General features: G+C 71.8%; 15 protein-coding genes. 5 read left to right on the top strand and 10 right to left on the bottom strand.

What is annotated here, in order from left to right; translation table 11 throughout:
- Window positions 1-9: 9 nt before the first annotated feature.
- Window positions 10-501 (bottom strand): LURP-one-related/scramblase family protein, encoded by a 492-nt coding sequence (locus ACFYY7_RS17040; RefSeq protein WP_266731440.1) that lies wholly within the window; start codon window positions 499-501, stop codon window positions 10-12.
- Window positions 502-565: 64 nt separating this feature from the next.
- Here ACFYY7_RS17040 and ACFYY7_RS17035 point away from each other — a divergent pair, with 64 nt between their 5' ends.
- Window positions 566-2,416, top strand: a complete 1,851-nt coding sequence (locus ACFYY7_RS17035) for an NHL domain-containing thioredoxin family protein (protein ID WP_388662254.1) — start codon at window positions 566-568, stop codon at window positions 2,414-2,416.
- A gap of 43 nt (window positions 2,417-2,459) precedes the next feature.
- Here the strand turns inward: ACFYY7_RS17035 and ACFYY7_RS17030 are convergent, their stop codons facing one another.
- The 4 genes from ACFYY7_RS17030 to ACFYY7_RS17015 form a co-directional block, all read right to left on the bottom strand.
- The gene (locus ACFYY7_RS17030; protein WP_388662253.1) at window positions 2,460-5,423 is read right to left on the bottom strand and encodes a BTAD domain-containing putative transcriptional regulator; all 2,964 of its coding nucleotides are present in this window, start codon (window positions 5,421-5,423) and stop codon (window positions 2,460-2,462) included.
- 196 nt (window positions 5,424-5,619) lie between these two features.
- Window positions 5,620-6,918: a M18 family aminopeptidase gene (locus ACFYY7_RS17025; protein ID WP_266731444.1), complete on the bottom strand. Its 1,299-nt coding sequence runs from the start codon at window positions 6,916-6,918 to the stop codon at window positions 5,620-5,622.
- Between the two features lie 60 nt (window positions 6,919-6,978).
- Window positions 6,979-7,650, bottom strand: a complete 672-nt coding sequence (locus ACFYY7_RS17020; RefSeq protein ID WP_388662251.1) for a hypothetical protein — start codon at window positions 7,648-7,650, stop codon at window positions 6,979-6,981.
- 182 nt (window positions 7,651-7,832) lie between these two features.
- Window positions 7,833-9,659, bottom strand: a complete 1,827-nt coding sequence (locus ACFYY7_RS17015; RefSeq protein ID WP_388662249.1) for an acyl-CoA dehydrogenase — start codon at window positions 9,657-9,659, stop codon at window positions 7,833-7,835.
- Between the two features lie 171 nt (window positions 9,660-9,830).
- Here ACFYY7_RS17015 and ACFYY7_RS17010 point away from each other — a divergent pair, with 171 nt between their 5' ends.
- The 3 genes from ACFYY7_RS17010 (at window position 9,831) to ACFYY7_RS17000 (ending at window position 12,546) form a co-directional block, all read left to right on the top strand.
- Entirely contained in the window at window positions 9,831-10,271 is a 441-nt protein-coding gene (locus ACFYY7_RS17010; protein ID WP_072487501.1) for an SseB family protein, read from the top strand.
- Window positions 10,272-10,413: 142 nt separating this feature from the next.
- A complete protein-coding gene (locus tag ACFYY7_RS17005) occupies window positions 10,414-11,370 on the top strand; it encodes a pirin family protein (protein ID WP_266731452.1) in 957 nt (318 codons plus the stop codon).
- 84 nt (window positions 11,371-11,454) lie between these two features.
- Window positions 11,455-12,546 carry an AI-2E family transporter gene (locus ACFYY7_RS17000; RefSeq protein ID WP_388662247.1) on the top strand — a complete coding sequence of 364 codons (1,092 nt, stop codon included), beginning with the start codon at window positions 11,455-11,457 and terminating at the stop codon, window positions 12,544-12,546.
- A gap of 47 nt (window positions 12,547-12,593) precedes the next feature.
- Here ACFYY7_RS17000 and ACFYY7_RS16995 read toward each other — a convergent pair whose 3' ends face one another.
- Window positions 12,594-14,684, bottom strand: coding sequence for a SpoIIE family protein phosphatase (locus ACFYY7_RS16995; RefSeq protein WP_388662245.1), 2,091 nt, complete (start codon window positions 14,682-14,684; stop codon window positions 12,594-12,596).
- A 173-nt stretch (window positions 14,685-14,857) separates the two neighbouring features.
- Between ACFYY7_RS16995 and aspS the strand changes: the two genes are divergently transcribed.
- On the top strand, window positions 14,858-16,681 hold the full coding sequence (aspS, locus tag ACFYY7_RS16990) for an aspartate--tRNA ligase (RefSeq protein WP_388662243.1): 1,824 nt from the start codon (window positions 14,858-14,860) through the stop codon (window positions 16,679-16,681).
- A gap of 187 nt (window positions 16,682-16,868) precedes the next feature.
- Here aspS and ACFYY7_RS16985 read toward each other — a convergent pair whose 3' ends face one another.
- Genes ACFYY7_RS16985 through ACFYY7_RS16970 form a run of 4 tightly spaced genes read right to left on the bottom strand, consistent with a single transcriptional unit; the run spans window position 16,869 to window position 20,540 of the window.
- Window positions 16,869-18,062 carry an ABC transporter permease gene (locus tag ACFYY7_RS16985; RefSeq protein ID WP_388662242.1) on the bottom strand — a complete coding sequence of 398 codons (1,194 nt, stop codon included), beginning with the start codon at window positions 18,060-18,062 and terminating at the stop codon, window positions 16,869-16,871.
- Complete coding sequence (locus ACFYY7_RS16980; protein ID WP_356081643.1) at window positions 18,059-18,799, bottom strand: ABC transporter ATP-binding protein; 741 nt, start codon at window positions 18,797-18,799, stop codon at window positions 18,059-18,061. Before ACFYY7_RS16980 ends, ACFYY7_RS16985 begins: the two co-directional genes overlap by 4 nt.
- Window positions 18,796-19,890, bottom strand: coding sequence for a peptidoglycan-binding protein (locus tag ACFYY7_RS16975; protein WP_388662239.1), 1,095 nt, complete (start codon window positions 19,888-19,890; stop codon window positions 18,796-18,798). Before ACFYY7_RS16975 ends, ACFYY7_RS16980 begins: the two co-directional genes overlap by 4 nt.
- A complete protein-coding gene (locus ACFYY7_RS16970; protein WP_388662238.1) occupies window positions 19,887-20,540 on the bottom strand; it encodes a hypothetical protein in 654 nt (217 codons plus the stop codon). The genes ACFYY7_RS16975 and ACFYY7_RS16970 overlap by 4 nt, the downstream gene beginning before the upstream one ends.
- Window positions 20,541-20,619: the final 79 nt, after the last annotated feature.

Below are 20,619 nucleotides of genomic sequence, written 5' to 3'. Positions count from 1 at the left end.
CGTGGGTCCTCAGCCCTCGTGCTCCTTCTCCGCGAGCACGATGACGCAGACCGATACGGCGATGAGCAGCGCCGCGTCGGCGTCCTCCCGTACGACGTCGATGCCGTAGGTGTCCCGGACGGTCAGCCAACGCCGGGAGATCTGGGCCAGCAGCTCCCCGTCGTAGTCGATGGCGAACTCGCGGTCCAGGATCTTGCCGCTGACGTCGAGTTCGGTGCCGTCGACCAGCGTGACCCGGTAGTGGTTGCGCAGCAGCGACAGCCGCTTGCGCTTGATCCTGGCGAGCTGCTCGCCGTCCCGCTCGATGAGCATCGTGTCGCGCAGGCTGAGCAGCTTCTGCCGGATCTCGACCAGGATCCGGCCCTGCGCGTCCTTCAGCTCGAAGGTGTCCCGCACCCGCATGGCCTTGCCGTCGACGAGGAACACCTTGCGGCCGTCCGCGTCCTCGATCCAGTAGTCGTCACCGACGGCGAAGAGCCGTTCACGCACCAGGAATCTCATGGCTCACAGGTTCCCCGAGGTACCTGAGGAATGTGTGGACGCCACGGTGATGTTGACTGTTCACATGGCAACACGTGCGCGCGTCAGGGCCCCCGAGCTGGTCGGCAAGGGCGGCTGGCTCAATACAGGCGACCAGCAGTACACCCTCGCTGACCTGCGAGGACGCATTGTGATCCTGGATTTCTGGACCTTCTGCTGTGTGAACTGTCTGCATGTCCTCGATGAGCTGCGCGAGCTGGAGGAGAAGCACCGCGACACCCTGGTCGTCATCGGGGTGCACTCGCCGAAGTTCGTCCACGAGGCCGAGCACCAGGCGGTCGTCGACGCCGTCGAGCGGTACGAGGTCCACCACCCGGTCCTCGACGATCCGGAACTGGCGACCTGGAAGCAGTACGCCGTACGGGCCTGGCCCACGCTGGTCGTCATCGACCCCGAGGGCTATGTCGTCGCCCAGCACGCCGGTGAGGGCCATGCGCACGCCATCGCGAAGCTGGTCGAGGAGCTGGAGGCCGAGCACGGGGCGAAGGGCACGCTGCGCCGCGGCGACGGCCCCTACGTCGCGCCCGAACCGGTCGCCACGCATCTGCGCTTCCCCGGCAAGGCGCTGCTCCTGCCCGACGGCGGCTTCCTCGTCTCCGACACCACCCGCCACCGCCTGGTCGAGATCGAACGTGACAGTGAAACGGTTCGCCGTCACGTCGGTACAGGGGGTAGGGGGTTCCTCGACGGAGGGCCGGACGAGGCCCGGTTCTCCGAACCGCAGGGGCTCGCCGTGCTGCCCGACGGCCGGATCGCCGTCGCCGACACGGTCAACCACGCCATCCGCGCCCTCGACCTCGCCACCGGGGAGACGACGACGCTCGCCGGCACCGGCCGCCAGTGGTGGCAGGGCTCGCCGACCTCGGGACCGGCCCGCGAGGTCGACCTCTCCTCCCCCTGGGACGTCGCCTGGTTCGCGGACCGGCTGTGGATCGCCATGGCGGGCGTGCACCAGCTGTGGACGTACGACCCCGCGACGCGGACCGTCCAGGTCGCGGCGGGCACCACCAACGAGGGCCTGGTCGACGGACCGGCCGACGAGGCCTGGTTCGCCCAGCCGTCCGGGCTGGCCGCCTCCGCCGACGGCGAGCGGCTCTGGGTCGCCGACTCGGAGACGTCCGCCCTGCGGTACGTCGAGCGCGACGGGGACGGCTTCGCCGTCCGTACGGCCGTCGGCACCGGGCTCTTCGACTTCGGGCACCGCGACGGCGCCGCCGGGCAGGCCCTGCTCCAGCACCCGCTGGGGGTGACCGCGCTGCCCGACGGGTCCGTCGCCGTCTGCGACACGTACAACCACGCGCTGCGGCGCTACGATCCCGCGAGCGGCGAGGTCACCACCCTGGCCACGGATCTGCGCGAGCCCAGCGACGCCGTGCTGGTCGACGGCGACCTCGTGGTCGTCGAGTCCGCCCGGCACCGGCTGACCCGGCTGCGGCTGCCCGAGGAGGCCGTGCGCGTCGCCGACCAGGCGCACCGCACGCAGCGGGCGGCCACCGACATCGCCCCGGGCACGCTCCGGCTCGATGTGGTCTTCCAGGCGCCCGCCGGGCAGAAGCTGGACACCCGGTACGGTCCCTCGACCCGGCTGCTGGTCTCCGCGACCCCGCCCGAGCTGCTGGCACAGGGCGCGGGGCCGGGCACGGACCTGTTCCGTGACCTGGTACTGGCCGACGACGTCACCGAGGGCGTCCTGCACGTGTCGGCGATGGCGGCGTCCTGCGACGACACTGCATCCGACAGCGGCTCTGCCGCGGGCGCGAACGAGTACCCGGCCTGCCACGTCCACCAGCAGGACTGGGGTGTCCCCGTCCGGGTGAGCGCGGAGGGAACGGCCCGGCTGCCGCTGGTGCTGGCGGGAATGGACGAGCAGGGCTGAGAGAGGCCGTCGGGCCCGGCCGCGAAACCGGGCCCGGAGCAGCTCACTCGTCGTCGGTGAGCCGTCGCACCGCCTGCTCGTACCGCTTGCGGTACTCCGGCTCCGCCGTCACCCGCAGCAGTGCCTGCAGGGCCCGCGCCGCGCCCTCGTCGTAGCCGGCGTGTTCCGCCTCGCCGGCCGCCAGGTCCAGCAGCCGGATCCCTTCGCCCTCCTCGCCGAGCGCCAGCCGGGCCTCGCCGCTGGTGGTCAGCAGCAGCACCCTGCGGGCGACCTCCTCGTGCTCGGGCCCCAGGTCGAGCGCGGTCCGGACGGATTCGAGGGCCTCGTGCGGCCGGTTCGCGGCGAGCTGCATCCGCGCGAGGTGCTGGAGCGCCAGCATCTCGGTGTGCGCGTCCCCTTCCTCACGGGCCAGCTCGACGGCCCGCCCGCAGTCCTCCAGCGCCGTGTCGAGCTCCCCCTGCTCGGCCTGGACGACGGCGAGATTGATCAGCGCGGTCGCCTCGCCGAGCCGGTCGCCGGACTGCCGGGCCAGCACCGGCGAGCGCTCCAGCAGGGCGACGGCCTCGGCGGTCCGGCCCTCCTCGGTCAGCACCCAGCCCAGCAGGTTGAGCACCCGCGACTCGGCGTACGCGTCGTCGTGGGCTCGGGCGGAGTCCAGCGCCAGTTCCAGCAGCGGGGACCAGCTGTCCCGCACCCGCCACACCACCTGGGGCCACTGGAGCAGGATGATCCGCCACGCCCGGTCATGGAACCCGGCGGTCCTGGCGGCGACGGCGGCCAGCGCCAGATCGTCGCGCTCGGCCGCCAGCCAGTGCATCGCCGCCGCCCGGTCGACGAAGTCCCGTACGGCGACGGGGCGGTGGTAGTCCTCCGGCAGGACGAAGCAGGGCTCGCCGCCGGGCTCGGCCGTGTCGGCGGCGGCCAGCGCGGTGGCGATGTAGTGGTCGAGGACCCCGATGAGCGCCTCGGACCCGCCCTCGGGGTCCATGCCGCGGGCGTAGAGGCGTATCAGGTCGTGCAGCACCCAGCGTCCGGGCGCCGTCTCGGTGACGAGATGGGCGGCGGCGAGCCGTTCCAGCGCCGCCGTGGCGACGACCGGGTCGGTGCCGGCCAGCGCGGCCGCCGTGTGCGGGTCGAAGTGGCTGCCGGGGTGGTGGCCGAGCCGGGCGAGCTGGTGCACGGCGTCCTGCGGCAGCTGCTGCACGGTCAGCCGCAGCGCGGCCGAGACACCGGTGTCGTCCACGTCGAGGAACGTCAGCCGGCTGCGCTCGTCGGCCAGTTCGTCGGCGAGACCGGCCAGCGTCCACGACGGACGCCCGGCCAGCCGGGCCGCGGTGACCCGCAGCGCGAGCGGCAGCCCGCCGCAGAGTTCGGCGAGCCGACGGGCCGCGACCGGCTCCGCGAGCACCCGGTCCTCACCGAGCACACCGGCCAGCAGCGCCGTGCCGTCCGGCGGTTCGAGCACGTCGAGCGGTACGGGGCGGGCCGCGTCCGAGGCGATGAGGCCCTCCAGCCGGTGGCGGCTGGTGACCAGCGTGACGCAGTCGGTGCCGCCCGGCAGCAGCGGCCGGACGGTGGCGGAGTGACGGGCGTTGTCGAGTACGACGAGCAGCCGGCGCCGGTCGGTCAGCGAACGGAAGAGCGCGGCGGCGGCCGCGACGGACTCGGGGACGCGGCGCGGCGCCACGCCGAGCGCCAGCAGGAACTCGCGCAGCACTTCGATGAGCGCGGGCTCACCGGTGTCGCTGAACCCGCGCAGATCGGCGAAGAGCCGCCCGTCCGGGAAGGCGGCCGGGTTGCGGTGCGCCCACTGCAGGGCCAGCGCGGTCTTGCCCACCCCGGCCGGTCCGGTGACCAGGCAGACGGGCGCCTCGCCCGCCGCGGCCCGGGTCAGCGCGGCCAGTTCGGCGGTCCGCCCCTGGAAGCCGCGGGGTGCGCGGGGCAGCAGATCGGTGGGGTGCGGCCCGCCCGCGAGGGACGGCACGGGGAGCGGCCGGGGCGGCACGGGGCTGGGGGCGCCGCCCGTTCCGCCGTTCGTAGCGCCGTTCGTACTACCGCGCGACTCGTCCGACCGGGCGGCCGGTTCGGCCGCGGCCCCGCCGTCCGGTCCGGTCCGCCGGTCCGCCGCCGGACGGGCCGCGGGCATGGGGCCGGGCCCGTTGCCGGGGCCGCCGTCACCGCTGCCGCCCGCCCGGACCGGACTGCGTGCCGCCGTCCCCTGCCGGTCGGGCGCGTTCCGTCCGCCCTCGCGGCCGGCGTCCGGCCCGGGGTCGCCGCGCAGGATCAGCGCGTACGCGTCGGCGAGTTCGTGTCCCGGATCGATCCCCAGCTCGTCGGCGAGCAGCCGCCGCGTGCGGTGGAACCAGTCCAGCGCCTCCGACTGACGCCCCGCCCGGTACAGCGCCGTCATCAGGGCCGCCGCCAGCGACTCCCGCATCGGGTGCGCGACGGCCTCCGCCCGGAGCACCGCCGCTGCCCGGTTGTGCTCCCCCAGCGCCGCGTAGGAGTGCGCCAGTTGCTCGACCGTCGCCAGCCGGGACTCCTCCAGCGAGTGCGCGGCGGCCTGGAGCGGCCGCCCGGCGAACGCGCCGCTGAGCGCCGGGCCCTGCCACAGGGACAGCGCCTCCTTGAGCATCAGCACCGTGTCGGCGGGGCTGCGCTGACCCCGCGCCAGCGTCAGCAGTTCCTCGAACCGCTGCGAGTCCAGCAGTGTCTCCGGCAGCCGCAGCACATAGGCGTCGCCGAGGGTGACCAGCTCCACCCCGTACGCCTCCGCGTCCGCACCCACCAGCAGGGCGCGCAGCCGGGACACATGTCCCTGGATGACGCTGCGGGCGTGCAGCGGAGGTGTGTCGTCCCACAGGGAGTCCGTCAGCCGCGCGATGGAGACGGGGGTGTTGGCGGACAGCAGCAGAGCGGCGAGCAGGCTGCGGCGCTTGGCGGGACCGAGTGGCAGCGGCCCGGTGAACGTGTCGACGGAGACGGTGCCGAGCAGCCGGAACTCCACTGGGGGCTTCCCTTCCGGGCAGGATGCGCCCGGGGTCGGGCACGGAAAAGTCCCAGGGTATCGGGGGTGCTCAGGAGCCGACGACGGGTCGTGCCCGATCGGCGGGGTGCGCCCACGACGGGCGCCGCGCGACGGCGGGCCGGCGGGCCGGAGCGTCCTGCGCACCGGCCCGTCGACGGGCTCGCGGCGGCCGGGCTCAGCCCGCCAGGAACGACGTCAGCGCGTTGGCCAGCAGGTACGGGTCGTCCGCCCCGCACAGCTCACGGGCGCTGTGCATCGACAGGATCGCGACGCCGATGTCCACGGTCTGGATGCCGTGCCGGGCGGCGGTGATCGGGCCGATCGTGGTGCCGCACGGCATCGAGTTGTTGGAGACGAACGTCTGCCACGGCACGTCCGCCTTCCGGCACGCCTCCGCGAACACGGCCCGGCCGCTGCCGTCGGTCGCGTACCGCATGTTGACGTTGACCTTGAGGATCGGTCCGCCGTTGACCACCGGGTGGTGGGTCGGGTCGTGGCGCTCGGCGTAGTTGGGGTGGATCGCGTGACCGGTGTCGGAGGAGAGGCAGACGGTCCCGGCGAAGGCACGGGCGCGGTCCTCGTACGTACCGCCGCGCGCGAAGACCGAACGCTCCAGGACCGTGCCGAGCAGCGGCCCGTCGGCGCCGGTGTCGGACTGCGAGCCGTTCTCCTCGTGGTCGAAGGCGGCCATGACCGGGATGTACGCGAGCTCCTCGTCCGGCTGCCCGGCGACGGCGCCGAGCGCGGCGGTCGCCGCGTGCACGGAGAGCAGGTTGTCCATCCTGGGCCCGGCCAGCAGCTCGCGGTCCCGGCCCAGGTAGGCGGGCGGCTCGACGGCGTGCGGCATCAGGTCCCAGCCGGTCACGTCCTCGGCGTCGACGCCCGCCTCCTCGGCGACGAACCGGATCAGGTCGCCCTCCTCGACGTCCCCGAGTCCCCAGATCGGCTGCATGTGCTTCTGCCGGTCGAGCTTGAGACCGTCGGGGTTGGCCGACCGGTCCAGGTGCACGGCCAGCTGCGGTACGCGCAGCAGCGGCCGGTCGATGTTCACCAGCCGGTGCGTGCCGTCGCGCAGCGAGATCCGGCCCGCGAGGCCGAGGTCCCGGTCGAGCCAGGTGTTCAGGAGCGTCCCGCCGTAGACCTCCACGGCGACCTGCCGCCAGCCGTACGCCCCGGTGTCGGGCCGCGGCTTGACCCGCAGGTTCGGCGAGTCGGTGTGCGCCCCGACGATCCGGAACGGGGTGTGCGCCGAGGCGCCCTCCGGCACGTACCAGGCCACGATCGCGCCGCCGCGCAGGACGTACTTCCCCCCGCTGGTCCCGTCCCAGGCCGCGGTCTCCTCGACCTGCCGGAACCCGGCCTTCTCCAGCCGGCCGGCCGCGGTGGCCACGGCGTGGTACTGGGAGGGGGAGGCCATCAGGAAGGCCATCAGGTCGTCGGTGTGCCCGCGGTCGAAGCGGAGGGAGGAACTCATGTTCCTCACTGTAACGAGAGCGGGCCGGACGGCCTCACCCCCGTCGCGCGGGGCATCCGCTCAGCTGCCCGGGACCGCCGCCGAGGGCTTCTCGCCGTTCTGGGCCTGCTGCGCCCGCTCGGCGAACATGGCCGCGAACGCCTTGACCTCCTTGTCGGGAACCACCGCCTTGCCCGTGGTGCCGGTGCTGATGCCGAGGACGGTCGTGCCCACCCGGATCTGCGTGATCGTGGCCGGTCCGGCCATGGTGCCGACCGCCGCCCGGTTGGCCACGTGCTCGGCGCCCGGATCGCCGATCTCCACCTGCTCGGCGTTCTGGCCGACCCGGTCCCCGCCGTACCACTCGGCCAGGACGTCGTACGCGGCGTCCGCGGTCTTCTCGTCCTTGTAGGCGAGGACCCAGAAATTGAGCGCGGTCTTGTCCGCCTTGCGGGAGAAGGCCGAGGCGCCCCAGAACGTGACCGGGTCGCAGGCGGTCTTCCGCTGCTCCTTCGTCCTGGCCACACAGACCGACGGCGGGTAATCGGGGACCGGCTCCTGGGCGTCCGGCTTCATGTACATCCGCCAGCCCGGCACGGCCTTCGCGTCCGGCAGCACCGAGGTGGCCTGCTTCTTGCCGAGCGCGGCCGCCTCGGCGTCACCGCCCGCGCACCCCGCGAGCAGCAGCGCCGCCGCCCCGACCGCCAGGAGCCCCCGACCCCGTCGCATACCCACGAAACCCTTGCCGCCCATGATGAACCCGCCCCTCCGGCTGCCTGACGTCCGATCTTAGAGAGGGCCGGTGCGGTGGGGTCGGGCCAGGTCCACAGACGGTCGACGGCGGTCAGGCCGATGTCGCAGCCGATACGACAGCACCGCCACCCGAAAGCGTGTCCGGGTGACGGTGCGTGTCGGCGATCTCGAAACAGGAGGGGCTAGAACGCGGCCTCGTCCAGCTCCATCAGCGAGTTGTCGACGGACTCCGCGAGCGCGCGCTCGGCCGAGACGCCCGGCAGGACGTTCGCGGCGAAGAACTTCGCGGCGGCGATCTTGCCCTGGTAGAAGGCGACGTCCTTCGCGGTGGCGGTCGGCAGCTTCTCCGCCGCGACGGCCGCGCCCTTGAGGAGCAGGTAGCCGACGACGACGTCGCCGGAGGCCATCAGCAGGCGGGTGGTGTTGAGGCCCACCTTGTAGATGTTCTTGACGTCCTCGCCGGTCGCGGTGAGGTCGGTGATCATCGTGCCGACGATCGCCTCCAGGTCCACGGCCGCCTTGGCGAGGGAGTCCAGCGCACCGGACAGCTCCTCGTTGCCCTGGGCGCCGGCGAGGAACTTCTTGATCTCCTCGGAGAGGGCGTTCAGCGAGGCACCCTGGTCGCGGACGATCTTCCGGAAGAAGAAGTCCTGGCCCTGGATCGCCGTGGTGCCCTCGTACAGCGTGTCGATCTTGGCGTCACGGATGTACTGCTCGATCGGGTACTCCTGGAGGTACCCGGAGCCGCCGAAGGTCTGGAGCGACTGCGCCAGCTGCTCGTAGGACTTCTCGGAGCCGTAGCCCTTCACGATCGGGAGCAGCAGGTCGTTGAGGCCGTGCAGCGCCTTGGCGTCCTCGCCCGCGGCCTCCTTCTCCTGGATCGAGTCCTGGACGGCGGCGGTGTACAGCACCAGGGAGCGCATGCCCTCCGCGTACGCCTTCTGCGTCATGAGGGAGCGGCGCACGTCGGGGTGGTGCGTGATGGTGACCTTGGGGGCGGTCTTGTCCATGAACTGCGACAGGTCCGTGCCCTGGACGCGCTCCTTGGCGTACTCCAGCGCGTTCAGGTAGCCGGTCGACAGGGTGGCGATGGCCTTCGTGCCGACCATCATGCGGGCGAACTCGATGATGCGGAACATCTGGCGGATGCCGTCGTGCTTGTCGCCGATCAGCCAGCCCTTGGCGGGGTGCTGGTCGCCGAAGGTCATCTCGCAGGTGTTGGACGCCTTGAGGCCCATCTTGTGCTCGACGTTGGTCGCGTACACGCCGTTGCGCTCGCCCAGCTCGCCGGTGGTCCAGTCGAAGTGGAACTTCGGGACCATGAAGAGCGAGAGGCCCTTCGTGCCGGGGCCGGCGCCCTCGGGGCGGGCCAGCACGTAGTGGATGATGTTCTCGGACATGTCGTGCTCGCCCGAGGTGATGAAACGCTTCACACCCTCGATGTGCCAGGAGCCGTCCTCCTGCTCGACGGCCTTCGTGCGGCCCGCGCCGACGTCGGAGCCCGCGTCCGGCTCGGTCAGCACCATCGTCGAGCCCCACTGCTTCTCGACGGCGATCCCGGCGATCTTCTTCTGCGCCTCGTTGCCCTCCTCGAAGAGGATGCCGGCGAACGCCGGGCCGGAGCAGTACATCCACACGGCCGGGTTCGAGCCGAGCAGCAGCTCCGCGTAGCTCCAGATCAGGGAGCGCGGCGAGGTGGTGCCGCCGATCTCCTCGGGCAGGCCCAGGCGCCAGTACTCGGAGTCCATGAACGCCTGGTACGACTTCTTGAAGGCCGCCGGGACCGGCGCGGTGTTGGTCTCCGGGTCGAAGACCGGCGGGTTGCGGTCGGCGTCGGCGAAGGAGTCGGCCAGCTCGTTCTCCGCGAGGCGGTTGACCTCGTCGAGGATGCTCTTCGCCGTCTCGACGTCCATCTCGGCGAACGGGCCGGTGCCGTACGTCTTGTCGCGCCCGAGCACCTCGAAGAGGTTGAACTCGATGTCGCGGAGATTCGACTTGTAGTGCCCCATGGAAGGCTCCGTAATCAATAGCAGTGGCGCGCAATGCCCCGGGACGGGGTGTCGGCCGGGCGGGCGACGAGGTGGCGGTGCGTATATCAGCTGACCTCTACGATGATGCTACCCGTCAGTAATAAGACGCAACCCCTCAAGGCCCCGATGTGTCCGATTACTCTTTGCGGCATGTACGGCTACGACCAGAACCCGGGTGCACAGCAGCAGATGGGCGGCGGCTACGGCGAGCAGCCGCTGTATCCCGAGCCCTCGCCGCCGTCCCTGGGTGACGCGGTACGGGCCTTCACCACCGGCTCGCTGTCCGCCGAGGACTTCCAGCAGATCTTCGCGACGTCGAAGGTCTACTGCCCGCGCGGCGACAACCCCGGCTTCCTGGCGCTGCACAACACCCAGCAGCCAGTGATCCCGATGTTCACCACGCTCAAGGAACTGCGGCTGTACGCGGGCAAGGAGTCCAAGTACTTCGTGATCACCGGCGCCGAGGTGATCGACCTGCTGCCGACCGGCTACGGCTTCGTCCTCGACATGGAGGGTGAGCACCGCATGGTCTTCGACGCGAAGGCCGTGGAGCAGATGGTCGACTTCGCGATGCGCCGCATGTACGGCTGAGACCGCATCCCTCGCAAGGGGCCCGCACCGCTCGGTGCGGGCCCCTTGCGTTGCTCCGGACGGCTGAGGGAATGAAGTGCGCCTTGCGAGATGTTCACCATTCAACTAAATTGAAGGCACGACGATCCCGGAGGTGGCTCCCATGCCCGCAGTGACTGTTGAAAACCCGCTGGCCCTGCCCAAGGTCGCCGCTTCCGGCGATGCGACGCCCCGTCCCGTGCTCGCCGTCACCACGGCACCGAGCGGATTCGAGGGCGAGGGCTTCCCGGTTCGCCGCGCGTTCGCCGGGATCAACTACAAGCACCTCGACCCGTTCATCATGATGGACCAGATGGGCGAGGTGGAGTACGCGGCCGGCGAGCCGAAGGGCACCCCCTGGCACCCGCACCGCGGCTTCGAGACCGTCACGTACCTGATCGACGGAACCTTCGTCCACCAGGACTCCAACGGTGGCGGCGGCACCATCCAGAACGGCGACACCCAGTGGATGACCGCCGGCTCCGGGCTGCTGCACATCGAGGCCCCGCCGGAGTCCCTGGTGATGTCGGGCGGCCTCTTCCACGGCCTCCAGCTCTGGGTGAACCTGCCCAAGGCCGACAAGATGATGAACCCCCGCTACCAGGACATCCGCGGCGGCCAGGTCCAGCTCCTCGCCTCCCCGGACGGCGGCGCGCTGCTCCGCGTCATCGCCGGTGAGCTCGACGGGCACGAGGGCCCCGGCATCACGCACACCCCGATCACGATGATCCACGCCACCGTGCGCCCCGGCGCCGAGGTGACCCTGCCGTGGCGCGAGGACTTCAACGGACTCGCCTACGTGCTGGCCGGCCGCGGCACCGTCGGCGCGGAGCGCCGCCCCGTCCACATGGGGCAGACCGCGGTCTTCGGCACCGGTTCCTCGCTGACCGTCCGCGCGGACGAGAAGCAGGACGGCAACGCCCCGGACCTGGAGGTCGTGCTGCTCGGCGGCCGTCCGATCCGTGAGCCGATGGCGCACTACGGGCCGTTCGTGATGAACAGCCAGGCCGAACTGAAGCAGGCCTTCGAGGACTTCCAGGCCGGTCGCCTCGGCACCGTGCCCGCAGTCCACGGAATGTGACACTTCCAGCCAGAGTGTGACAGTCCGTCATTCATAAGGCCCCACAAGCGGGACATCACACCCGGGCCGTGATTGGGTGGGAGGGTGCAGAACCAGAAGCCCCTCCTGCCCGATGCCGCGCGGCGCACAGCGGCGTGGTGCGGCGTGCTCCTCCTCGTCACCGGGGTCGCCGCAGTCGCCATCTGGCTGTGCATCATCTTCAAGACCGCGGTCACTCCCGTGCTGCTCGCGCTGCTCGGTACGGCGCTGCTCGGGCCGGTGCACCGCTGGCTGACGGAGCGCGGGCTGAAGCGCTCGCTCGCCGCGGGGCTCACCTGTGTGCTGCTCGTCGCGGTGGTCGGCGGCGCCGGGTACATCGTCGTCACCGCGCTCGTCGACACCGGTGACCAGATCATCCGGTCGCTGAAGGACACCACGCAGTGGGTCGTCGACCACTTCGGGATCGGCAAGAACACCAGCGTGGACGACCTGGTGGCCAACGCCCGGAAGCTCGTCGAGAAGTTCGGCGCGAGCGCCGCGGGCGGGCTGCTCTCCGGGCTCAGCCTGATCGGCTCGCTCATCGCCACCAGCGTCCTGGCCCTGCTGCTGACCTTCTTCTTCCTCCGCGACTCCGACCGGGCCGCGCAGCTCGCCCACTCGATCGCGCCGCGCGGCACCGGGGAGCTGGTGGAGGCGATGGGGCGGCGGGCCTTCGAGGCCGTGGAGGGCTTCATGCGCGGCACCACGTTCATCGCGCTGATCGACGCCTTCTGCATCACCATCGGCCTGCTGATCCTGCGCGTTCCCGGCGCGGTGGGGCTCGGGGCGCTGGTCTTCGTCGGGGCCTACATCCCCTACCTCGGGGCGTTCCTCTCGGGCGCCGTCGCGGTCCTGGTCGCGCTCGCCGACCGGGGGTTCGTGATCGCGCTCTGGGCGCTGGGCGTCGTGCTCGCCGTGCAGGTGCTGGAGGGACACGTCCTGCAGCCGGTGATCCAGAGCCGTACGGTGCAGATGCACCCCGCCATGATCATGATCGCGCTCACCGCGGGCGCAAGCGTGGCGGGTCTGCTGGGCATGCTGCTCGCGGTGCCGGTCTGCGCGGCGGCCTTCGGCGTCCTCGGCGAACTGCGCAGGGACCGCACGGGCCCGCCGTCCGGCCAGGGTCCGCAGCCCGGCCCGGCCCCGGAAGGCGCCTGACCCGGACCGGCCGGCGATCGGGGGCGTCCCGGTTCACCGACCCCGGTTCAGTTCGCCGGCCCCGACTCGTACAGCTCGAACCAGATCGACTTCCCCGCGCCCTGCGGGTCCACCCCCCAGGCGTCGGCGAGCATCTCCATCAGCACCAGCCCGCGGCCGCTGGAGGCCATCTCCCCGGGGCGCCGCTTGTGCGGCAGCTCGTCGCTGCCGTCGGACACCTCCACCCGCAGCCGCCGCTCGCCGTGCTCCCCCGTCGCCTGCGCGAGCATCAGCGCGTCCCCGTCCGTGTGGACGAGGACGTTGGTGGCCATCTCGGAGATCATCAGCACCGCCGCGTCGACCTGCTCCGGATCCGCCCAGTCGTGCAGCAGGTCCCGCATCTGCTGCCGGGCCGCCGCGATCCGCTCCGGCTCTGCCTGAGCGATGGTCAGCGCGGTGCGCCGGGGCACCGGCTGCCGCCGCGCCCCTCCGTCGTACTGGAGCAGCAGCAGCGCGATGTCGTCCTCCCGGCGGTCCGCCAGCGGGCCCGTCGTGTAGTGCGACGTCGGCCCGTGCACGGCCTGCACGAGGGCGTCGGCGAGCTTCTCCAGGTCGGCGGTCTGCTGCTCCAGGACCGGCCGCAGCCGGTCCCAGCCGGAGAACATGTCATGGCCGCCGGTCTCGATCAGCCCGTCCGTGCAGAACATGACCGTTTCTCCGGGCCCCAGGGTGAGCCGGCTCGTCGGATAGTCGGCGTCCGTGTCGATGCCGAGCGGCATTCCGCCCTCGGTCTGGTGGATCATCGCCGTTCCGTCGGCGGTGATCACCACGGGGTCGGGGTGGCCGGCCCGTGCGATGTCGAGCGTGCCGGTCTTCGGGTCGGTCTCCGCGTACAGGCAGGTGGCGAAGCGCGGCCCGGTCTCCTCCCCGTCCTCGTACGCGTCCGTGAGCCCGGCGAGGAAGCGCGACGCCCGCGAGAGCACCGCGTCCGGACGGTGCCCCTCGGAGGCGTACGCGCGCAGGGCGATCCGCAGCTGCCCCATCAGCCCGGCGGCCCGCACGTCGTGGCCCTGGACGTCGCCGATGACCAGGGCGATGCGGCCGTTGGGGAGCGGGATCATGTCGTACCAGTCGCCGCCGACCTGGAGGCCGCCGCCGGTCGGGATGTAGCGGGCGGAGACCGTCATCCCCGGGATGTCGGGGCCGAGCGTCGGCATCATCGAGCGCTGGAGCCCCAGCGACAGCTCCCGCTCGGTCTCGGCGACCCCGGCCCGGGTCAGCGCCTGCGCCAGCATCCGGGCCACGGTCGTCAGTACGGACCGCTCGTCCGGCGAGAACGACACCGGGTGCTTGAACCCCGCCATCCAGGCGCCCATGGTGTGCCCCGCGACGATCAGCGGCAGGAAGGCCCACGACCGGCGCTCGAAGCGGCGGGCGAGCGGCCAGGTGACCGGGTAGCGGCGGCGGTACTCCTCGGGCGACGGCAGATAGATCGCCCGCCCCGTCCGTACCACCTCGGCGGCCGGGTAGTCGGTCTCCAGCGGCATGTCGGTGAACGGGTCCTCGTCGCCCACGCTGTGCCCGTGGTGCCCGGTGATCGTCAGCCGGTCGCCCGCGACGCCGAAGACCGCCAGGCCGTCCGGCGAGAAGCCCGGCATGGAGAGCGAGGCGGCGACCCGCAGCACCTCCGCGGTCGACCTGGCCTCGGCCAGCGCCCGGCCCGCGTCCAGCAGGAAGGCCTCGCGGGAGCGGCGCCAGTCCCCGGTGATGGGGGTGTGCGCCCCGGTGGTGCCGGGCTGCGGCTCGGCGACCTCCTGGAGGGTGCCGACCAGTACGTAGTCGGTGCCGCCGGGCGTCCCGGGCGGGAGCGGCTTGGAGCGGCTGCGGACGATGCGCAGCACCCGGCCGCTCTCGTCCACGATCCGCAGCCGGGCCTCGGCGAGGGTGCCCTCGGCGCGGGCGAGGCTCACCACTCCGTAGATCTCGTTCCAGTCGACGGGGTGGAATCGGGAGCGCACCGCGGACTCGCGGAAGACACCGGCCGCGGCCGGCAGCTCCAGGAGCCGGGCCGCCTCCGCATCGAGCGTGACGGTCCCGGCTGCGTTGTCCCAGCGCCACAGACCGGTCGCGGTCGCGGCCAGGACGTCCTCGGTGCGCATTGCCCTACTTTAAGAAGATCTGCCCGGTGGACGCCACCGAAGGGTGGCCTCCACCGGGCCTCGGCGAGCCCCGGATGATCTTGGAATTTCAATGTCAATGATTCGGTGCGGGTGCGGGCGGTAGCCTGGGGTGGCTGAATCCACCCCGAACCGCGAAGACTGGATGAACGACGATGCATCGGTACAGGTCCCACACCTGCGGCGAGCTCCGCGCCTCTGACGTCGGCACCGACGTCCGACTGAGCGGCTGGCTGCACAATCGCCGAGACCTGGGTGGCATCCTCTTCATCGATCTGCGCGACCACTACGGTCTGGTGCAGCTGGTCGCCCGCCCCGGCACCCCGGGCAACGAGGCGCTGGCGAAGCTCACCAAGGAGACCGTCGTACGGATCGACGGCAAGGTCTCCGCGCGCGGCGCCGACAACGTCAACCCGGAGCTCCCGACCGGCGAGATCGAGATCGAGGTCACCGAGGTCGAGGTGCTGGGCGAGGCCGCCCCGCTGCCCTTCACGATCAACACCGAGGACGGGGTCAACGAGGAGCGGCGCCTGGAGTACCGCTTCCTCGACCTGCGCCGCGAGCGCATGCACCGCAACATCATGCTGCGCTCGGCGGTCATCGCCTCGATCCGCGCCAAGATGGTGGCCCTCGGCTTCAACGAGATGGCGACCCCGATCCTCACCGCGACCTCCCCCGAGGGCGCCCGTGACTTCGTCGTCCCGTCCCGTCTGAACCCGGGCAAGTTCTACGCCCTGCCGCAGGCCCCGCAGCAGTTCAAGCAGCTGCTGATGATCTCCGGCTTCGACCGCTACTTCCAGATCGCGCCGTGCTTCCGCGACGAGGACGCCCGCGCGGACCGTTCGCCCGGCGAGTTCTACCAGCTCGACGTCGAGATGTCGTTCGTCGAGCAGGAGGACGTCTTCCGGCCGATCGAGAAGCTGATGACCGAGCTCTTCGAGGAGTTCGGCAACGGCCGCCACGTCACCTCGCCGTTCCCGCGCATCCCGTTCCGCGAGTCGATGCTGAAGTACGGCAACGACAAGCCCGACCTGCGCGCCAAGCTGGAACTGGTCGACATCTCCGACGTCTTCGCCGACTCGGAGTTCAAGGCGTTTGCCGGCAAGCACGTCCGCGCCCTCCCGGTCCCGGACACCGCCGGTCAGTCCCGGAAGTTCTTCGACGGCCTCGGCGACTACGCCGTCCAGCACGGTGCCAAGGGCCTGGCCTGGGTCCGCGTCGGCGAGGACGGCACCCTGGCGGGACCGATCGCCAAGTTCCTCACCGAGACCGACGTGAAGACGCTCACCGAGCGTCTCTCCCTCGTCCCCGGCCACGCGGTCTTCTTCGGCGCGGGCGAGTTCGACGAGGTCTCCAAGATCATGTCCGTCGTCCGCGTCGAGGCCGCCAAGCGCGCCGGCCACTTCGAGGAGGGCGTCTTCCGGTTCTGCTGGATCGTCGACTTCCCGATGTACGAGAAGGACGAGGACACCGGGAAGATCGACTTCTCCCACAACCCCTTCTCGATGCCCCAGGGCGGCCTGAAGGACCTGGAGGAGAAGGACCCGCTGGACATCCTCGCCTGGCAGTACGACATCGTCTGCAACGGCATCGAGCTGTCCTCCGGCGCCATCCGTAACCACGAGCCCGAGCTGATGCTCAAGGCCTTCGAGATCGCCGGCTACGACCGCGAGACCGTCGAGCACGAGTTCGCGGGCATGCTCCGCGCCTTCCGCCTCGGCGCCCCGCCGCACGGTGGCATCGCCCCGGGCGTCGACCGCATCGTGATGCTGCTGGCCGACGAGCCCAACATCCGCGAGACGATCGCCTTCCCGCTCAACGGCAACGCCCAGGACCTGATGATGGGCGCCCCGACGGAGCTGGACGAGACCCGGCTGCGCGAGCTGAACATCCAGCTCCGCAAGCCGGTGGCGACGGCGGCGGCGAAGGAGAAGGCAGACCCCAAGGACTCCGTGGCGAGGGACACCGGCGCGAAGTAGGCGCCGGCGGTTCCGCTCCGGTCCGATCCGGCTCCGCTCCGGTCCGATCCGGCTCCGCTCCGGTCCGATCCGGCTCCGGTCCGATCCGGCTCCGCACCGGTTCCGCTCGCGTTCTGATCCGGTTCCACGTGAAACATCCCCCGGCCGACCCCGGCCGGGGGATGTTTCATGTTTCCGGTGGTCTGTCTCACGTCGCGTTCAGGGCCACCGTCGGGTGGAGCCGGGAGGCGCGGATCGCCGGGTAGAGGCCCGCGACCACACCGATCAGGAGGGTGGCGGCCAGACCGCCCGCCAGGGACCACGGCGGGACCACCGCCGTCCACCCCTGGACCCGCGCGAAACCGTACGTCGCCGCCGCGCCCAGCAGCGCGCCCGTCGCTCCGCCCAGCGCCGACAGCAGCAGCGACTCGGTCAGGAACTGGAGCCGGATCGCGCTCCGGGTCGCGCCCAGCGAGCGCCGCAGGCCGATCTCCTGACGGCGCTCCAGGACGGAGATGACCATGGTGTTGGCGACGCCCACCCCGCCGACCAGCAGGGCCACCGCGCCCAGGCCGAGCATCAGGTTCGTCAGGCCCTCGTCGGTGGCGGCCTTGGCGGCCAGCGCGTCAGAGGGACGGGAGACCTTGATGCCCGCCTCGCTGCCGGGGCTGATGGTGCGGGCCAGGACCGCCCGTACGTCCTCGACCGAGGCGTCGGTGGAGCGCTCGAAGACGGTGGTCGGGTGGCCGTCGAAGCCGAAGTGGCGCTCGGCGGCGGGGAATCCGACCATGGCCACCCGGTCCAGATTGGGGACCAGTTCGAGCGGTTCGAGGATGCCGACGACGGCCACGCGGATGTCGTTCATCATGATCGTCTCGCCGGTGCGGGTGATGCCAAGCCGCTCCGCAGCCACCGCGCCTAGCACCGTCGTCGGGAGGCGTTCACCGGCCGGGGTCAGCCAGGTGCCCTCGCCGACCTCACCGCCGAGCGCGGAGAGCAGGTCGGCGCGGACCGCCTGGGCGGTGACGCCCGCGGTGCGCTCCTCGGGGACCACGTCGCTGCGGCGGATGCGGGCGTCGATGTCGGCGGTGGCCGTGGCGTGCCGCACCGGGCCGATGCGCTCCACCATCGCGACCGCGTTCTTCGGCAGCCGGACCGGCTGACCCATGGCGTCGCGGCCTGCCTCGGCGGTGAGGAGGTTGGTGCCGAGGCGGTCGAGCCGGGCCATCAGGTCCGCGCGGCTCGACTCGGACAGGCCGACGACCGCGACCACGGTCGCGATGCCGATGGCGATGCCGAGCGCCGAGAGCACCACGCGTGCGCGACGGGCGCGGAGACCGACCGCGCCGACGCGCAGGACGTCGCGCGGGGAGAGGCGGGCGGGCCTGAGACCGTTCTTCATGAACCGGCCTTCCGTGTACGTGGGCCGAGAAGCGCGGTACGTGGGCCGAGGAGTGTGCCGGAGCGCGTGTCCGAGACGATCTCGCCGTCCCGGAAGCGGACCCGGCGCGGCAGCGAGTCCGCGATCCCGTTGTCGTGGGTGATCACGCAGACGGTGGTGCCGGACGCGTTCAGCTCGTGCAGCAGTTCCATGACGATCTCGCCGGACGCGGTGTCCAGCGCCCCGGTCGGCTCGTCGGCCAGCAGCAGCCGGGGGCTGCCCACCAGGGCACGGGCGATGGCCACCCGCTGCTTCTCGCCGCCGGACAGCTCGTTCGGGGTGTGCGAGCCGCGGTGGTCCAGCCGCACCCTGGCGAGCGCCTCCCGGGCACGCCTGCGCCGTTCCTTCGGCGCGACGCCCGCGTACAGCAGTCCGTCGGCGACGTTGTCCACCGCGTCGCGCCCGGCCGCCAGGTGGAAGTGCTGGAAGACGAAGCCGATGTGGCGGGCGCGCAGTGCGGAGAGCCGGGAGTCGGAGAGCTCGGACACGTCGTATCCGGCGACCTCGACGGTGCCGGTGGTGGGCCTGTCGAGGGTGCCCATGATGTTGAGCATCGTGGACTTGCCGGAGCCGGACGGGCCGACGACGGCGAGCAGTTCGCCCGCCTCGACGGTGAGGTTCACTCCGCGCAGGGCGTGGACGCCGCCGGGGTACGACTTGGTGGCGTCGCGCAGTGCGATCACCGGGGCCGGTGTCATGACGCGGCCGCTCCGACCTTCAGGCCCTCGCGCACGTCGGGGCCGCTGACCTCGATCCGCCCGTCGGCGGTCATGCCCGTCTCCACCCGGATCATCTTCGAGGTGGCTCCCCGGACGACCTGGAGGCCGTAGCCGCCGTTCTCGCCGCGCAGGGCGACGACCGCCTCGACGGGGACCGCGAGGACCCCCTCGCGTGCCTCGCTGACGAACTTCACGCTCACCGGTTTCCCGGCGTCCTCGCCGGACGCGGCGCCCGCCCCGCCGTCCAGGACGACCTCGACGGTGATGCCGTCCCCGGCGCCCGCGTCGCCGCCGGAGGCCTGCTCCTCGGGGCGCACCGTACCGGCGACGTGGCCGGCCACGGTCTTCCCGCTCGGCAGGGTGACCTCGACCTTGGTTCCCTTCGAGGTGAGCGCGCCGTCGGTCTGCTCCAGTTCCGCCCGTACGACGGGCCGGGTGGAGGCGATCGTCAGGACCGGCTCGTCCGGGCCGACCTGGTCGGCGAGCGCCGCGTCGGCGGAGACCACCTTGACCGGGCCGGGCTGGAAGACGACATCGCCCTTGCCGACCCTGCCGGTGGGCTCGCGGTTGAGGGACTTCTGCCACTGCTCGACGGCGGCCGCGGTGTCCTCGTCGTACCGGACGTCGACGTAGAGCCGCGACCCGTACCCCAGGTCACGCAGACCGCGCTCCAGCTGGAGCACGTCGCTGCCCCGGTCACCGGGCTTCATCTCGTGGAACATCGGGACCGGCCCGTAGAGGAGGGTGACGGGCTTGTCGTTCAGCTCGTACAGCGCCTGCCCCATGGTCAGCGTCCGCCCTTCGGGGGCGGCGACCGTGACGGTTCCCTCGACGGCGGCCTTGACGGCGCGGCGCTGAGAGAAGTCGAGCCTGCCGTCGACCGTCGTGGACCGCACGAGGTCGGTGCGTACGACCGTCGCGGTGGCGGGCGGCGGGCCGCCGCCCCGCGCGGCGGCGCCCGCGTCGCCGCCGTCGCGGAGGAAGCCGCCGTCGCCGAGGAACAGGGTGCCCCCGGTGACGGCGGCGAGGGCCGCCGCACCGAGCGCGAGGAGGGTGGCACGGCGCCTCACTGCATGCCGTCCAGACCGTCGAGCAGCTTCGGCTCGCACGCCTCGCGGGCCTTCTTGTACGCCGGTGAGCCGGTGTCGATGGACGGGGACGCCGGGTTGGGGTCGCCGCCCGGCTGGGCGTTTCCGCCGCTCATGGTCGGGTTGGTGAACCGGGAGACGCCGTTGTCCCGCATGCATTTGGCGTGCGCGAGCATCGACTCGTAGGACTTCTGCTGGTCGCGCTCGGGCTCGGCGTCCATGGCGGCCTGCAGTTCGGCGACGCAGGCCCCGTCCTTGCCGCCCTTGATGCCCTCGTTGCGGCCCGGCTGGGAGCCGATCTCGTTGACCTTGTCCCAGTCGAGGTAGCCGCTGAGCTTCGGGTCGGGGAAGTCCTTGTAGCCGCCCTTGACGCGCATGCACCGGACGTACTTCAACTGGGCGTCGTAGAAGGCGCTCTTGGCAGTGGGCGCGGCGCTCGGTCCGGTCCCGTCCTTCGTGGCGCTCGTGTCCGGCGTGTCCGGTACGTCGGCGATCACATCGCTCTTCTTCGTACCGCCGGCGTCACCGTCTCCGCCTCCGCAGGCGACGGAGAGGGCGAGCACGGGCAGGGCCACGAGCGCGGTCATGCGAAGCCGGGCGGTGGCGCGGGGGTTCGTCCTGGGGAAGGTCATGCGCTGTACGTTCGCCGCCCAGGATGATGGCCCCTCCATGGCGACATGATGGGAACGTAACAATGCCCCCGGCCTGCGC

It is taken from the genome of Streptomyces sp. NPDC001933, from assembly GCF_042890955.1.
Taxonomy (GTDB): Bacteria; Actinomycetota; Actinomycetes; order Streptomycetales; family Streptomycetaceae; genus Streptomyces.
The sequence above is the reverse complement of the archived record's forward strand: the minus strand, read 5'-3'. Positions and strand labels throughout refer to the sequence as shown.

Excerpts from the sequence above, each read along its gene's own strand:
- ACFYY7_RS16985 (WP_388662242.1), bottom strand. The coding sequence starts at position 18,062 with ATGAAGAACGGTCTCAGGCCCGCCCGCCTCTCCCCGCGCGACGTCCTG.
- ACFYY7_RS16980 (WP_356081643.1), bottom strand. The coding sequence starts at position 18,799 with ATGACACCGGCCCCGGTGATCGCACTGCGCGACGCCACCAAGTCGTAC.
- ACFYY7_RS17035 (WP_388662254.1), top strand. The coding sequence starts at position 566 with ATGGCAACACGTGCGCGCGTCAGGGCCCCCGAGCTGGTCGGCAAGGGC.
- aspS (WP_388662243.1), top strand. The coding sequence starts at position 14,858 with ATGCATCGGTACAGGTCCCACACCTGCGGCGAGCTCCGCGCCTCTGAC.
- ACFYY7_RS17040 (WP_266731440.1), bottom strand. The coding sequence starts at position 501 with ATGAGATTCCTGGTGCGTGAACGGCTCTTCGCCGTCGGTGACGACTAC.
- ACFYY7_RS16995 (WP_388662245.1), bottom strand. The coding sequence starts at position 14,684 with ATGCGCACCGAGGACGTCCTGGCCGCGACCGCGACCGGTCTGTGGCGC.
- ACFYY7_RS17020 (WP_388662251.1), bottom strand. The coding sequence starts at position 7,650 with ATGGGCGGCAAGGGTTTCGTGGGTATGCGACGGGGTCGGGGGCTCCTG.
- ACFYY7_RS17025 (WP_266731444.1), bottom strand. The coding sequence starts at position 6,918 with ATGAGTTCCTCCCTCCGCTTCGACCGCGGGCACACCGACGACCTGATG.
- ACFYY7_RS17010 (WP_072487501.1), top strand. The coding sequence starts at position 9,831 with ATGTACGGCTACGACCAGAACCCGGGTGCACAGCAGCAGATGGGCGGC.
- ACFYY7_RS17015 (WP_388662249.1), bottom strand. The coding sequence starts at position 9,659 with ATGGGGCACTACAAGTCGAATCTCCGCGACATCGAGTTCAACCTCTTC.
- ACFYY7_RS16970 (WP_388662238.1), bottom strand. The coding sequence starts at position 20,540 with ATGACCTTCCCCAGGACGAACCCCCGCGCCACCGCCCGGCTTCGCATG.
- ACFYY7_RS17005 (WP_266731452.1), top strand. The coding sequence starts at position 10,414 with ATGCCCGCAGTGACTGTTGAAAACCCGCTGGCCCTGCCCAAGGTCGCC.